Source organism: Variovorax sp. TLI9-5A, assembly GCF_056867935.1.
In genome coordinates this window covers 2,166,097-2,180,347 of record NZ_CP200310.1, presented here as the reverse complement: position 1 = coordinate 2,180,347, position 14,251 = coordinate 2,166,097, and the positions used below count along the sequence as shown (strand labels likewise).

Below are 14,251 nucleotides of genomic sequence, written 5' to 3'. Positions count from 1 at the left end.
CGCTTCGCCCCCAGCCTCACTCGCGGATGGACACGCTGCTGTACGCGGCGTCAGCCTTGATCTCCTCCTCCGAGAACGGCAGGCGCAGCCACTGCCCGGCGCTGTAGGCCCGCGTGTAGTCGGCGTTGTGCGGCGAGGCGGGATCGTCCGAGAGCGAGAAGCTCAGGAAGGTGCGGGCCTCGACGCCGCCGGCGGGGAAACGCACGATCTGCATGTAGCTGTTGCCGTTGGGGTCGCCGTCCATGGTGTAGCCGCCCTTGTCGAGCGGGTTCTCCGAGCACATGACGGTGAAGTAGCCCTGGGTGTCGCAGCCGCCGTACAGCGGGACCTTGCGGCCATTGCGCGTCACGAAAAGCGCTTCACCGCGCGGCGCGTCGAGCGCGTAGCCGCTGGCCTGCACGCGCAGCACGGCCGCGCCGAAGGCCTGGCGCAGGTCGTCGGCGGCCGAGGGCTTCAGGCCGCGCGGCGTGCCGATGGGGTCGCTGGCGCTGAAGGGCACGGCATAGAGCTTGTCGGCGGGCAGGCGCATGGCGCGCGCCCAGAACTCGTCCCATACGTGGGCGCCGCGCGCGGAGGCCACGCCGGTGTTGTTCCATGCCTTCAGCACCGCGCAGGCAGTGCCGGTGTCGACGCTGCGCGGCGGCGAGAACGACTCACCAGTCTGCGCGTCGCCCCTCACCTCGATGCGGGGCACGCCGCACACCATCTCCAGCGCCGGGCCCTTGAACAGCTCGGCGGTGTAGGCGCGGCTGTCGAGCGTTGCGCGTTCGACGGCTTCGACCGTCGCGCCCTTGGCCGCGCCCTGCGCGATGAGGTGCCCCAGCCGCGTGCGGAAGCTCTGCGCGTCGCTGCCGGTCGGCCCGAAGATGGCCGGGTAGCCCGTGAGCGGGGCCTTCGGGTTGGCGAGCCAGTAGCTGTCGTTCATGTTGGCGACGTAGTCGTCGCGCATCAGGCTGGGCATGCGCGAGGCGCCGATTGCGCCCTTCTGCACCGAATCGGCATCGGTCTGCCAGTCGCAGGCACTGCGCGAGCCGTCGAGCACCGGCACGCGCGGCAGCGCGGCCGCCATCGCCTTGCCGGCCGGCGTGGTACAGGTGGCCACCTGCTCGGGCGACACGTTGGGCACCGCGCCGATGTCGCCATACCAGGCCTTGGCGCTGCCGCGTCCCACGGCCACGGTGTTGACCCAGGGGATCGATGCCTCTTCGCGCTGGATGGCGATGAGTTCGTCGAGCGACTTCGCCTGCGCCCAGCGCAGCCAGGTACGGAAGGTGCGGAAGTTGTCGGCGTTGATGTCGCGGATGGCGAAGGCTGCCGACTGGTTCCAGGCCAGCGCCGGATCGATCGCGCCCAGGTCCACGAGCGGGCCGTATTCCGAGGCGTAGAGCGTGCGCGTCACCGGCTCGACGCGGCCCGAGGCCTGCTTCACCTTCACGGTGATGGCGCGCGCCTGCATCTTCACGGGCTTGCCGTCGCGCAGGTAGCTGGTGGCATCGCCGGGCACGAGCGCGAGCTGGTAGAGGCCGAAGCGCCGCGCCGCCGACACGGTGTGGCTCCACGCGATGTCGTTGTTGAAGCCGATCAGCAGCACGGGCACGCCGAGAAATGAGGTGCCGCTCGCATCGAGCTGCCCCGGAATGGTGAGCTGCGCCTGATAGAAGCGGTCAGGCCCGCGCCAGTACCAGTGAGGGTTGCCGAAGAGCAGCGGGCTCGCATCGCCGGTGGCGGCGGTGCCGAAGCCGATCATGTTGCTGCCCACGCCCGCCGTGCCGCCGACCTGCAATGCCAGCGGCTGCGCGTCGCTCGCCCCGAGCGGCGGCACCCCGGCGCCGGGCGGCATGGCATTCGCGATGTTCGAGAGAAAGTTGCTGTAGCCCGCCGCGAGGTTGGTGGCGTACATGCGGCGGTAGATGTCGGTGGCGCTCACCGGGCGTACCCACGCCTCGTTGCGGCAGGCCGCGTGGGCATTGCCCTTGTCCACGGCGCCGCTCTTCAGGTCGCGCACGTAACGGTTGTAGCCGGCGGCGAAGCCCTCGACCATGCCACGGATGGTCGCCGGCTGCGCGCGTGCCATGGCATCGACCACATCGGTGCCGATCACGTGCCTGTGGAAGAAGTCCGAATCGATGTTCTTCGGCCGGCCGATGGTGCCGCTGGCCGGCGGCCTGGCCTCCGCACCGAAGAACTCGGAGCGCTCGCCCCGGTAGGTGAGAAAGCCGTCGGCCATGGTGCACAGGTCGTCCTGCGCCTGCGCATAGCCGTAGCCATAGCCCGCGCCGGCCCAGTCGTCGGCCTTGATGTGCGGCACGCCCATGGCGGTGCGGCGTATCTCGGCCTTGTAGCCGGCGGAGCGCGCCGAGGAATCCTGGAGAGATGCAGAAGAAGACCGGTCGGAAATGCCAGTGCAGGCCACAAGGGCCATGGCAACCGGCACGAAAAAAAGCGGCCCGAGGCCGCGCGAAGATTTCGGGCGCATGCAGTGTTCCTGTTGTATGAGGAACGCAGCTGCGTGGGCCGTGAGCGTGCGTGGCGCGTTCGCCGGCTATCTTAAAACCGGCGGCCGATGGCGCGCCCCGCACGCGCCCCTTCTTTACTCAGCTTGTCGGCGATGTCATTCGGCAATCGACGTGCTGTGGTAGCTCGCGTCGGCCTTGATCTCCGATTCGGAGAACGGCACCTTGAGCCACTTGCCCTCGCTGTAGGCGCGGGTGTAGTCGCCGTTGTGCGCCGAGGCCGGATCGTCCGAGAGCGAGAAAGTCAGGAAGGTGTGGGCCTCCACGCCGCCGTCGGGGAAACGCACGACCTGCATGTAGCTGTTGCCGTTCGGGTTGCTGTCCATGGTGTAGCCGCCCTTGTCGAGACGGTTCTCAGAACAGGCGATGGTGAAGTAGCCCGGGCCGCCGCAGCCGCCGTACAGCGGAATCTTCTTGCCGCCGCGCGTGGCGAACAGGTAGTCGCCGCGTGCGGCATCCACCGCGTAGCCGCTGGCCTGAACGCGGGCGACGGCGGCGCCGAAGGCCTGCTGCAGCTGCGTGGCGGCCGCACTGTTCAGGTCGCGCGGCGTGTGGATCGGGTCCGCCGGATCGAAGGGCACGTTGTAGAGCGAGGCCGCCGGAATCTGCGATGCGCGGCTCCAGAACTCGTCCCACAGGTGCGCGCCCTTCGAACCGCTCGTGCCGGCGCCGTCCCAGGCCTGCAGCGCGCTGCAGGCCGCCGTGACGTCGACGTCCGGGCCGATGGCTTCGCTCGTCAGCGGGTCGGCGGAGATCTTGATCGGCGAGGTGGCGCACACGATGGGCAACGCCTGCGCCTTGAAGAGCTCGGCCGTGAGCACACGGCTGTTCAGCACCATGCGCTTCACCGTGTCGGGCGTCGCGCCCTTCGCGCCATAGCTGTCGGAGCCGTCGATGCGGCCCTGCGCCAGCACGTTGCCCATGCGGGTGCGGAAGCTCACGGGGTCGGAGCCGGCCGGGCCCATGATGGCCGGGAAGCCGGTCATCGGCGCCTTCGGGTTGGCCAGCCAGTAGCTGTCGTTCATGTTCGCCACGTAGTCGTCGCGCTGCAGGTTGGGCATGCGAGACGCGCCGATGGCGCCCTTCTGCGCCGAGTCGGCATCGGTCTGCCAGTCGCAGGCGCTGCGCGAGCCGTCGAAGATCGGCACGCGCGGCAGCGTCGCCTGCATCGAGGTGCCGATGGCCGTGGTGCAGTCGGTCACCTGCGCGGGCGACACATTGGGCACGGCGCCGATGTCGGCGTACCAGGCCTTGGCGCTGCCACGGCCCACGGCCACGGTGTTGACCCATGGAATCGCGGTTTCCTCACGCTGGATGGCGATGAACTCGTCGAGCGACTTCGCCTGGTTCCAGCGCATCCAATTGCGGAAGGTTCGGTAGTTCTCGCCGTTGATGTCGCGGATGGCGAAAGCCATGGTTTGGCTCCATGCCAGGCCGGCGTTCATCGGCGCCAGGTTGACCATCGGGCCGTACTCGCTCTTGTAGAGAGTGCGCGTGACCTGCGTCATCGCGCCGTCGGTGCCCTTCACCTTCACAGTGATCGTCGAGGGCTGCATCTTCACTGCCGCGCCGTCGCGCATGTAGCTGGTCGGGTCGCCCGATGCCAGCTTCAGCTGGAAGAAACCGAAGCGCCGCGCCGTCGACACGGTGTGGCTCCACGCGATGTTGTCGTTGAAGCCGATGAGGATCACCGGAATGCCGAGGAACGAGGTGCCGCTGATGTTCAGCTCGCCCGGAATGGTGAGCTGCGCCTGGTAGAAGCGGTCGGGTCCGCGCCAGTACCAGTGCGGGTTGCCGAAGAGCAACGGACTCGAATCGCCGGTGGCGGCGGTGCCGAAGCCGATCATGTTGCTGCCCACGCCCTCGTGGCCGCCCACCTGCAGCTCGGGCTCCTCGATCTTCAGTGCCGCCATCCGTATCGCCGCCTTCCTGTGGACGGGGCGGTGCGCCGACACCTTGGTGGGCGCCACCACCGCAGGCGCCGTCGCGTTGGCGATGTTCGCGAGGAAGTTGCTGTAGCCGCCCGCGAGGTTGGCCGCGTACATGCGGCGGTAGATGTCGTCGGTGGTGATGGGCTGCACCCACGCCTCGTTGCGGCAGGCCGCATGGGCTGTGCCGCCTGCCTTCACCTCGCGCACGTAGCGGTTGTAGCCGGCCGCGAAGCCCACGACCAGCTTCTTCAGGTTGTCGGGCTGCGCGTCGATCATCTTCTGCAGCACGTCGGCCGAGATCACGTGCCGGTGGAAGAAGTCGGAGTCGATGTTCTTCGGCAGCCCGATGGTGCTGCTGGCCACCAGCTTCGCGTCCGCGCCGAAATACTGCGAGCGCTCGCCGCGGTAGGTAAGGAAGGAGTCGGCCATGGTGCACAGGTCGTCCTCCGCCTGCGCGTAGCCGTAGCCGTAACCCACGCCGGGCCAGTTGTCGGCCTTGATGTGCGGCACGCCCATCGACGTGCGGCGGATCTCGGCCTTGTAGGTGCCATCGGCCGGCGGGTTGGCCGGCGTGGAAGGCGGCGGGAGGAACGAGAAGCCGCTGCCTCCACCACCGCCTCCGCAGGCTGTGAGAACGGCCGCGGCGGCGAGCGCGAGCAACGACAGCGGCACGATGCCGCGACGGATCGAAAGTCTCATGATGTCTCCAGTTGATGCTCTCTTGGCGGAGCGTTCCGGAGCTTAGGCAGCCTCGCGGCGCACGGCTTGTACGCAGCCGCTGCAATGCAGATTCAATGCATCTGCACGCTCTGGCCCCATGCGTGCGAGGCCTGCTCGTCGGCCGTCACGCGCACCTGGCTCGCCAGGAACGAAGGCGGCAGGCCGAAGTAGCGCTGGAAGGTGCGGCTCATGTGCGCCGCGTCGGTGAAGCCGCTGATCAGCGCCACGTCGGTGAGCGAGCCGTGGCCGGTGAACTGCTGCACCGTGCGGCGCACCTTGGTCCACAGCGCATAGCGCTTGACCGACACGCCCACCTGCTCTGCGAAGAGGTGCGTGAGGCGATCGGGCGAGAGGCAGGCCACTGCCGCGAGATCGGGCAGCGCGATCTGCCCCGCATGCGCGCGGATGGCCTGCAGCACGCGGTCGACGCGCGGATCGAGCGGCGCCTGCAGCTCGGGGCTCTCGGTGATGGCCTCGACCATCTTCGCGCTGAGCGACTGCAGCCGCTCGTTGGGCAGCGCGCCGCATTGCGCCGGCTGGAAGTCGTCGCGCAGCGCGCCGAAGCGCCGCGCGTCGATGGGCTGGATGCCGTGGCCGCCCATGCGCCGCGCGAGCATGCGGTAGGCGCTGGAAGCCGGGTCGAGGTTCAGCGAGAGCAGCCCGCAGCCGTCGACGTCGAGCCGCCGCGACACGTGCGGCGCGACCAGTGCGGCGGTGCAGCGCACGCGGGTGCCGTCGACTGCCTCCAGCGTGAACGGATGCCCGCTGACCGAGGCCAGCAGCGTGGCCGACGAGCGGGCCGTCAGGCCCGACTGGATGGCCGGTGTGATGTAGAGGAACCTGTCATCCCACAGGTGCAGGAAGTTTTGCGTTGCCATGCCGTATCACTTTTGTTCTTGTCTCCAGCGGCGGATTCTCCCGCATCGGCAAGCCGGCCGGCATGACATGCTGGCGCACGGCCTCCAGCAGCAGCGCGGCAAGGCGGCTCGCGGGCGCTTCCGGCAGGGCCTGCGCGCGATAGAGCACGAGTGAAATCTGCGGCAGCGCGGGCAGCGCCAGCGTCGAACGGTCGATGGCGCGCACGTGCGATGGCAGGCCGAAGGGCGTGCGCACGGTGAGGCCCAGCCCGGCCGAGGCCGCGGCCCACAGCGCCGCGAGGCTGGCACTGCCGAAGGCGCGCCGCCACGGCACGCCGGCCTTGTCGAGCGCAGTGATGACGATCTCTCGCAGCGGGCAAGGCGCGTCGAGCATGATGAGCGGCAGCGGTTCCTTGCTCTTGGGCTGGCGCACGCCGCCGAATTGCTCGCGCTGCGTCCACCAGGGCGCCTCTACCCGCTCGGGCGTACGCGGCCCGATCCACAGCAGGGGCAGCCGCGCGACGCGCTCGGCATACGGCGACAGCGGCTGGTCGCCCGCGTCCCACGCCAGGGCCAGGTCGAGCTGGCCGAGTTCGAGCCGCTCGCGCAACTCGCTGCTGCGCGCCACGCAGGCCTCGATGCGCACCTTGGGATGCGCGCGCGCGAAGCGGCCCAGCACGGCCGGCAGCAGCGTCTCGCCGAAGTCTTCCTGCAGGCCCAGCCGCACGGATCCCTGCAGGTCTGCACCACGCATGGCGGCACTGGCTTCTTCGTTGAGTTCGAGCATGCGGTGGGCATACGCCAGCAGCGTCTCTCCGGCATCGGTGAGCTCCAGCCCCCGGCCCGCCTTGCGGAAGAGCACTGTGCCGGCCTGCGATTCGAGCTTCTTCAACTGCGCGCTCACGGCGGAGGTCGAGCGGCCCAGCTTGTCGGCGGCACGCGCGAAGCTGCCGAGCGCGATACCGGTGGAGAAAGTGCGCAGCACGTCGAGATCGAACATCACCTGGCTCATTCCGGCTCCTTCGGGTTTCGTGGCGATCATCCTGTTTTTCAGGACGATTCGCCAATTATTTTCTGATTTTCAAAACCTTCGCCGAGACGGAAACTGCCCGGCAAGATGACCCACTCGCCTTCTTCCCCCGTCTCCTCTTCGTTCACGCCGCGCCACCGCTGGAAGGTGCTGGCGGCAGGCGTGGCCGCCAATGCTGCCTTCTCGGTGGCCTTCAGCGGCATCCCGATGACCGCCGTGCTGATGCGCACCGGCTACCAGCTGGACAACGCCACCCTCGGGCTGGTACTCGGTCTCATGGGACTGGGCATCGCGGTGAGCGAGCTGCCCTGGGGCCTGCTGACCGACCGCTGGGGCGACCGTCCCGTGCTGCTGGCGGGCCTGGGCAGCACGGCCCTCGCGCTCATCGCGATGGCGCTGTGGGCCGCGCCGGCCGCGGGGCACATTCCGGGGCTGGGCTGGCTGGGCAGCGGGCTGCTGCTGGTGGGCCTGCTCGGCGGCAGCGTCAACGGCGCCAGCGGCCGCGCGGTGATGACCTGGTTCGACGCCAGCGAGCGCGGCCTCGCCATGAGCATCCGCCAGACGGCCGTGCCGATGGGCGGCGGCATCGGCGCGCTGGTGCTGCCCTTCGTTGCGCTGCACTTCGGCTTCGCGGCGCTCTACGGCCTGCTCGCGCTGCTGTGCGCGCTGAGCGCGGTGATGAGCTGGGCCTGGGTGCACGAGCCGCCCATCGCGCCGCACAACGACAAGTCCGCGCCGGCTTCAGCCGCCGCGCCGAAGTCCGGTCCGCTGCGCGATGCGCGCGTGTGGCGCATCGTGGCCGGCATCGGCATTCTTTGCGCGCCGCAGTTCGCGGTGCTCTCCTTCGGCACGGTGTTCCTGCACGACTTCGGCCACGCGGGCCTCGCAACCATCACCGCGACGATGGTGTTCGTGCAGGGCGGCGCGATGGTCATGCGCGTGTGGAGCGGCCGCTGGACCGACCGCAAAAGGAACCGGCCGGCCTACCTGCGCGCCTGCAGCGGGCTCACGGTTCTTCTTTTCGCGGGCCTCGCGGCACTGGCACTGGCCGCGGGCACGCACGCTGTTGATTCACTGGCGCTTCGCATCGCGCTGGTCGTGCTGCTGGGCGTGAGCGGCGTGTGCGTGTCGGCATGGCACGGCGTGGCCTACACCGAGCTCGCCACGCTGGCCGGCGCATCGCGTGCCGGCACCGCGCTGGGGATGGCGAACACCAGTGTGTTCCTGGTGTGCTTCGTCACGCCCTTCTCCATTCCGCACCTGCTGGCGCTGCAGGGCTGGCCGATGGTTTGGCTGGCGGCCAGCGCCTGTGCGCTGGTGGCGATGCCGCTGCTGGTGGCGCGGCCCGCCGCCGATCAGAAGCTCGCGAAGACGGCGTTGAGCCGGTCGACGTAGGCGCGCCTGGCGGCCGCGTCGATGAAGCTGCCCTCGAAGCTGTTCGCTGCGAGCTGCCAGGCCTGTTGCGCGTTCAGGCCAGTGGCGGCGAAGGTCTCGGTGAAGTTCTGGTTCATGTAGCCGCCGAAGTAGGCCGGGTCGTCGGAGTTGACGGTGGCCACCAGCCCTGCGTCGAGCAGCGCGCCGAGGTTGTGCTTCGACAGGTCGGGAAACACGCAGAGCTTGAGGTTCGAGAGCGGGCACACGGTGAGCGGAATGCGGTCCTTCGCCAGGCGCTTCATCAGCTCAGGGTCCTTGGTGCTCTGCACGCCGTGATCGACGCGCTCCACCTTCAGCACGTCGAGCGCGCTCCACACGTATTCGGGCGGGCCTTCCTCGCCAGCGTGCGCGACGAGGTGGAAGCCCAGCTCGCGGCAGCGCGCGAACACGCGGGCGAACTTCTCGGGCGGATGGCCGACCTCGCTGGAGTCGAGCCCCACGCCGATGAACTTGTCGCGGTAGGGCAGCGCCTGCTCCAGCGTCTCGAAGGCGTCTTCCTCGCTCAGGTGGCGCAGGAAGCACAGGATGAGCGATGCGCTCACGCCCAGCTTCGGTTGCGCATCGACGCAGGCGCGGTGCAGCCCGTTGACCACGGTTTCCATCGGCACGCCGCGCGCGGTGTGCGTCTGCGGGTCGAAGAACATCTCGGTGTGCACCACGTTGTCGGCCGCGGCGCGCTCCAGGTAGGCCCAGGCCATGTCGTGGAAGTCCTGCTCCTTGATCAGCACGCTGGCGCCGGCGTAGTAGATGTCCAGGAAGCTCTGCAGGTTGGTGAAGGCGTAGGCCTTGCGCAGCTCCTCGACGCTGGCGTAGGGAATGGACACGCCGTTGCGCTGCACGAGCGCGAAGATGAGCTCGGGTTCGAGCGAGCCCTCGATGTGCATGTGCAGCTCCGCCTTGGGCATGGCGCGCAGCAGCGCGGGCAGGCGGTCGGCGGCGATGCGGTCGAAGCTCTTGTCGTAGGTGGGGCGTAAATCGGTCATGGTGGGTGCGAACTGCTGCTGCGTTGTGATCCCGCACAGCATAAGGGCAGCCACCTGCCGGCGCGATGTCTGAAACCGTATAGGTCTCAGTCGATGCTGCGTGCCGAGCTGGTGAGCGAGCGCGCGCACAGCAGCAGCGTGGGCGCCAGCTTGCGCACCGCCTCCTCCAGCGTCCAGCGGCTGGTGGGCGCGACGACGTGAACCGAGGCCACCGGCCTGCCCTGCGCGCCCAGCACCGGCGCGGCGATGGTCATGTCGCCGAGAAAGAGCTCCTCGGCATTGGTGGCGAAGCCCTGCTGCCGCGCCTGGCGCAGCTCTTCCAGGATCTCGTCCACGCCGGTGCGGGTGTGCATGGTGTGGGCCACGCGGTCGGAGGCTTCGATGAGCGCACGCGCCTCGTCCTCGGGCAGCGCGCTGAGGAAGGCGCGCCCCGAAGCCGTGCAGTACATGGGAATGCGGCTGCCGATGGGCATGTGCACCGGCACGAACTGCGCGCTGACGAAGCGCGCCACGTAGACCATGTCCAGCCCGTCGGGCTCGGTGAGGCAGGAGGTTTCGGTCGTCACCTTGGTCAGCTCCGACAGGAAGGGGTTGGCCACGTCGATCAGCGAGTGCGCCGCGAGGTAGTTGAAGCCGATCTCCATGACCCTCGGCGTGAGCTGGTAGCGCCTCGTCTTCGGGTGCTTGCGCACATAGCCCAGCTTCTCGAGCGTGAAGACCATGCGCTGCGCCGAGCTCTTGGTGATGTCGGTGGCCTCGGCCACGTCGGCCAGCGTCATGGTGCGGCGCCGGGCGCTGAAGGCGCGCAGCACGGCCAGGCCCTTCTCCAGCGACTGGTTGAAAAGCAGGCTCTGGCTGTCTTCGGGGGCTGTGTCGGGCGTGGAGTCCATGGCGGTGGAGTATAGCCACATCTCCCTGAGATATCGAATATCGATATTTATGATTCGACTAGTGGTTTCTATTTATTGTTTAGAGATTCAAAAGAATCGATTATTGGCACGCATGTTGCATCGCGCTGCCCCGCATCACTTTCCTTTCCGGCCCCTCTTTTCTTTCTTCTTTCTTCAACTTCCCTTGCTTCGAGGAGTGCTTCCATGAATCGCATCGTTCGCCGCCTTCATCGCCTGGCCCTGGGTCTTTGCATCGCCGGCGCCGCCTCGCTGGCCGCCGCGCAGGGCGCCGCGCCCACCTACAACGTGGGCGCCACGGCCACCGGCGTGCCCTTCACCTTCCTGGACGTGAAGACCAACAGCATCCAGGGAATGATGGTCGACACCGTCACCGCCGTGGGCAAGGCCGGCGGCTTCGGCGTCAACGTGCAGCAGACGGTGTTCTCCGCGCTGATCCCCTCGCTCACCGCGCGCAAGATCGACATCGTCTCGGCCGCCATGCTGAAGACGCCGGCGCGCCAGGAGGTGGTCGACTTCAGCGACCCGGTCTATTCGTACGGCGAGGGCCTGATCGTCAAGGCCGACGACGCCCGCGCGTACGTCTCGCTCGACGAGCTCAAGGGCGAGGTGGTGGGCGCGCAGGTCGGCACGGTGTTCCTCGACATGCTGAACAAGAAGGGCATCTTCAAGGAAGTGCGCAGCTACGACTCGGTGGCCGACATGACGCGCGACCTCTCGCTCGGGCGCATCAAGGCGGGCCTCGGCGACCAGCCCATCATGGCCTACCAGATCCGCCAGAACACCTTCCCCGGCGTGAAGCTGGTCGACAGCTACAAGGCCGTGAACGTGGGCGACGTCTGCCTGGTGGTGCGCAAGGGCGACACCGAGACGCTGGCACGCATCAACAAGGCGATCGCCGCCATCAAGGCCGACGGCACCCTGGCGAAGATCGTCCAGAAGTGGGGGATCTGATGCACACCCCCAGTCTTCGCGCACTTCGTGTCGCTGCGCCAACCCCCTTGCAGGGGGCAACACCTGCGGCCCGGCAAAGCCGGTTCCGCGGTGTTCCCCGAATGGGCCCGCCTAAGTCGGCCGGTCGATTCGACGGGCTGCGCACCGCGCGACAGGACTGATGCAGATGGCTGCTTCCTCCTTCCTCCAGCACGCGCAGGACTTCCTGCCGATCCTCCTGCAGGGTGCCGTGGTGACCGTGCAGGTGACGGTGCTCTCCTTCCTGCTGAGCAGCGTGCTCGGCCTCGGGCTCGCGCTGATGAAGCTCTCGCCGGTGCGCGCGCTCTCGTGGGCCGCCACGGTGATCGTCAACGTGATCCGCGGGCTGCCGATCATCGTGCAGCTCTTCTACATCTACTTCGTGCTGCCGGAGTTCGGCGTGCAGCTCACGGCCTTCCAGGCCGGCGTGATCGGGCTGGGCATCGCCTACTCGGCCTACCAGGCCGAGAACTTCCGCGCCGGCATCGAGGCGGTCGATCCAGGCCAGCGCGAAGCGGCGCAGGCCATGGGCATGCGCTCGGCGCTGATCATGCGGCGGGTGATATTGCCGCAGGCCTTCCGCATCGCGCTGCCGCCCTACGGCAACACGCTGGTGATGATGCTGAAGGACTCCTCGCTGGTCTCGACCATCACCGTGGCCGAGATGACGCGCGCGGGCCAGCTCATCGCCTCGTCGACCTTCCAGAACATGACGGTCTACACCCTGGTCGCCCTCCTCTACCTGCTGATGAGCCTGCCGCTGGTCTGGGGCCTGCGACGGCTCGAGAAGCGCTTCGCCGCCGGGAGGAAGCAGCCATGATCCACGTCGAGGGACTCGAGAAGCGCTTCGGCGCGCACCGCGTGCTGCAAGGCGTGAGCCTGCACGTGGACAAGGGCGAGGTGGTGTGCCTGATCGGCCCGTCGGGCTCGGGCAAGTCGACCGTGCTTCGCTGCATCAACGCGCTGGAGTCGTACGAGGGCGGCGAGATCCGCGCCTTCGGCGAGCGCGTGGACCGCAACGCACCGAACATCCACCGGCTGCGCAGCCGCATGGGCATGGTGTTCCAGCGCTTCAACCTGTTCCCGCACCGCACCGTGCTGGAGAACGTGATGGAAGGCCCCGTCTACGTGCTGCGCCAGAACGCCGCGCAGGCGCGCGAGGAAGCGATGGCGCTGCTGGCCAAGGTCGGGCTGGCCGAGAAGGCGCAGGCCTGGCCCGCGCAGCTCTCGGGCGGGCAGCAGCAGCGCGTGGCGATCGCCCGCGCGCTCGCGATGAAGCCCGAGGCCATGCTGTTCGACGAGCCGACCTCGGCGCTCGACCCCGAGCTGGTCGGCGACGTGCTCGGCGTGATGCGTGCGCTGGCCGACGAGGGCATGACGATGATCGTGGTCACGCACGAGATGGGCTTCGCCCGCGAGGTGGCCGACCGCGTGTGCTTCCTGCACAGCGGCAGCATCGTCGAGGAAGGCCCGTCCGCGCAGGTGCTGGGCGCGCCTCGCCATGCGCGCACGCAGGACTTCCTGCGGCGCGTGTTGCATCCTTCCGGTGCGGCCGGCTCCCCTGAGGTGCGTGCATGAGCGCAGCCAGTGCCATGCCGCCGTCGCTCTGGGCTGCAACAGCCCCCCCAGCTGCGCCGACGCCGCCGCTCGCCGGATCGCGCAAGGCCGACGTGCTGATCGTGGGCGGCGGCTTCACCGGCCTTTCGGCCGCGCTGCACCTGGCCGAGGCCGGCGTACAGGTGTGCGTGCTCGAGGCACACGAGCCCGGCTGGGGTGCCTCGGGGCGCAACGGCGGACAGGTGAACCCCACGCTCAAGCACGATCCCGACGAGCTCGTGCGGATCTTCGGTGCCGAGCGCGCCGAGCCGCTGATCGACGCTGTGTCGGGCTCGGCCGACCTGGTGTTCGACCTGATCGCGCGCCACGGCATCGACTGCCAGCCGGTGCGCAACGGCTGGCTGCAGGTTTCCTATTCGGAGAAGGACGTGGCCGGCCTGCATGCGCGCGCCGAACAATGGGCCAGGCGCGGCGTGAACACGCAGATGCTCGACCGCGCGGCCGTCGCGGCACGGCTGGGCACCGATACCTTCGCCGGCGGCTGGCTCGACGGCCGCGCCGGCGGCATCCAGCCGCTGGCCTACACGCGCGGGCTGGTGCGCGCCGCGCAGGGCCTGGGCGTGGCCGTGCACGGCGGCACCGAGGTCACCGCGCTGGAGCGGCGTGGCTCTCACTGGCATGCGAGCACGTCGACAGGCGCGAGCGTCACCGCCGAGCAGGTCGTCATCGCGACCAACGGCTACACGGGCGCGCTGTGGCCCGGGCTGAAGCGCACGGTGCTGGCGGCCAACAGCTTCATCGTGGCCACCGAGCCGCTGAAGGGCGCGGCGGCCGACGCCATCCTGCCGCGCGGCGAAACCGCCTCGACCTCGCAGCGCCTGCTGCTCTATTTCCGCAAGGACGCGCAGGGCCGCCTGCTGATGGGCGGGCGCGGCCATTTCGCCGACCCGGGCGGTCCCGCCGATTTCGCGCACCTGGAGCGCTCGCTGGAGCTGCTGTTTCCGCAGCTCGGACCGCTGCGCTACCAGTACCGCTGGGCCGGCCGCATCGCCGTCACGCGCGACTTCATGCCGCATGTGCACACGCCGGCGCCGGGCATGACGATCGCGCTGGGCTACAACGGCCGGGGCATCGCGCTGGCCACGAGCATGGGCAGGCACCTGGCGGCGCGGATGGTGGATTCGGGCGCGGACTTTCCGTACCCCGTCACTCCGATCCGGCCGATTCCGCTGCATGGCCTGCAGCGCTTCTACATCGCCGGCGGCGTGGCCTGGTACAGCCTTCTGGACCGTATGACCTGAAGCCAGAGCGCGGCCGAGTCGCCCAGGCGCGCGCGGTGCCTTGCC

The 14,251-nt window shown here is 68.9% G+C and carries 12 protein-coding genes; 5 read left to right on the top strand and 7 right to left on the bottom strand.

Features of this window, described 5'->3' with window-relative positions; genetic code table 11:
- Nucleotides 1-16: 16 nt before the first annotated feature.
- The 4 genes from AC1VNX_RS10495 to AC1VNX_RS10480 form a co-directional block, all read right to left on the bottom strand.
- The gene (locus AC1VNX_RS10495) at nt 17-2,476 is read right to left on the bottom strand and encodes a penicillin acylase family protein (protein ID WP_483156645.1); all 2,460 of its coding nucleotides are present in this window, start codon (nt 2,474-2,476) and stop codon (nt 17-19) included.
- Nucleotides 2,477-2,611: 135 nt separating this feature from the next.
- Entirely contained in the window at nt 2,612-5,143 is a 2,532-nt protein-coding gene (locus tag AC1VNX_RS10490; protein WP_483156644.1) for a penicillin acylase family protein, read from the bottom strand.
- Nucleotides 5,144-5,235: 92 nt separating this feature from the next.
- Nucleotides 5,236-6,042, bottom strand: coding sequence for a helix-turn-helix domain-containing protein (locus AC1VNX_RS10485; RefSeq protein ID WP_483156643.1), 807 nt, complete (start codon nt 6,040-6,042; stop codon nt 5,236-5,238).
- A complete protein-coding gene (locus AC1VNX_RS10480) occupies nt 6,008-7,033 on the bottom strand; it encodes a LysR substrate-binding domain-containing protein (RefSeq protein ID WP_301508722.1) in 1,026 nt (341 codons plus the stop codon). The genes AC1VNX_RS10485 and AC1VNX_RS10480 overlap by 35 nt, the downstream gene beginning before the upstream one ends.
- 105 nt (nt 7,034-7,138) lie before the next feature.
- Here AC1VNX_RS10480 and AC1VNX_RS10475 point away from each other — a divergent pair, with 105 nt between their 5' ends.
- Entirely contained in the window at nt 7,139-8,446 is a 1,308-nt protein-coding gene (locus AC1VNX_RS10475; RefSeq protein WP_483156642.1) for an MFS transporter, read from the top strand.
- On the opposite strand, the gene AC1VNX_RS10470 is transcribed toward AC1VNX_RS10475, so the two are convergent.
- The 3 genes from AC1VNX_RS10470 to AC1VNX_RS10460 all read right to left on the bottom strand — a co-directional run bounded on the left by AC1VNX_RS10470 (nt 8,407) and on the right by AC1VNX_RS10460 (nt 10,564).
- The gene (locus AC1VNX_RS10470; protein ID WP_483156641.1) at nt 8,407-9,468 is read right to left on the bottom strand and encodes an adenosine deaminase; all 1,062 of its coding nucleotides are present in this window, start codon (nt 9,466-9,468) and stop codon (nt 8,407-8,409) included. The two genes, AC1VNX_RS10475 and AC1VNX_RS10470, sit on opposite strands and share 40 nt — an antisense overlap.
- Before the next feature lie 86 nt (nt 9,469-9,554).
- Complete coding sequence (locus tag AC1VNX_RS10465; protein ID WP_483156640.1) at nt 9,555-10,358, bottom strand: IclR family transcriptional regulator; 804 nt, start codon at nt 10,356-10,358, stop codon at nt 9,555-9,557.
- A 68-nt stretch (nt 10,359-10,426) separates the two neighbouring features.
- Nucleotides 10,427-10,564, bottom strand: a complete 138-nt coding sequence (locus AC1VNX_RS10460) for a hypothetical protein (protein WP_483156639.1) — start codon at nt 10,562-10,564, stop codon at nt 10,427-10,429.
- On the opposite strand from AC1VNX_RS10460, the gene AC1VNX_RS10455 reads away from it, so the two are divergent.
- From AC1VNX_RS10455 to AC1VNX_RS10440, 4 genes are all read left to right on the top strand, one after another.
- A complete protein-coding gene (locus AC1VNX_RS10455; RefSeq protein ID WP_007832784.1) occupies nt 10,563-11,330 on the top strand; it encodes an ABC transporter substrate-binding protein in 768 nt (255 codons plus the stop codon). The genes AC1VNX_RS10460 and AC1VNX_RS10455 overlap by 2 nt on opposite strands.
- Nucleotides 11,331-11,496: 166 nt before the next feature.
- Complete coding sequence (gene ehuD / locus AC1VNX_RS10450; RefSeq protein ID WP_483156638.1) at nt 11,497-12,168, top strand: ectoine/hydroxyectoine ABC transporter permease subunit EhuD; 672 nt, start codon at nt 11,497-11,499, stop codon at nt 12,166-12,168.
- A complete protein-coding gene (locus AC1VNX_RS10445; protein ID WP_301508715.1) occupies nt 12,165-12,926 on the top strand; it encodes an amino acid ABC transporter ATP-binding protein in 762 nt (253 codons plus the stop codon). Before ehuD ends, AC1VNX_RS10445 begins: the two co-directional genes overlap by 4 nt.
- Nucleotides 12,923-14,206 carry an NAD(P)/FAD-dependent oxidoreductase gene (locus AC1VNX_RS10440; protein WP_483156637.1) on the top strand — a complete coding sequence of 428 codons (1,284 nt, stop codon included), beginning with the start codon at nt 12,923-12,925 and terminating at the stop codon, nt 14,204-14,206. Before AC1VNX_RS10445 ends, AC1VNX_RS10440 begins: the two co-directional genes overlap by 4 nt.
- The last annotated feature ends 45 nt before the right edge of the window (nt 14,207-14,251 follow it).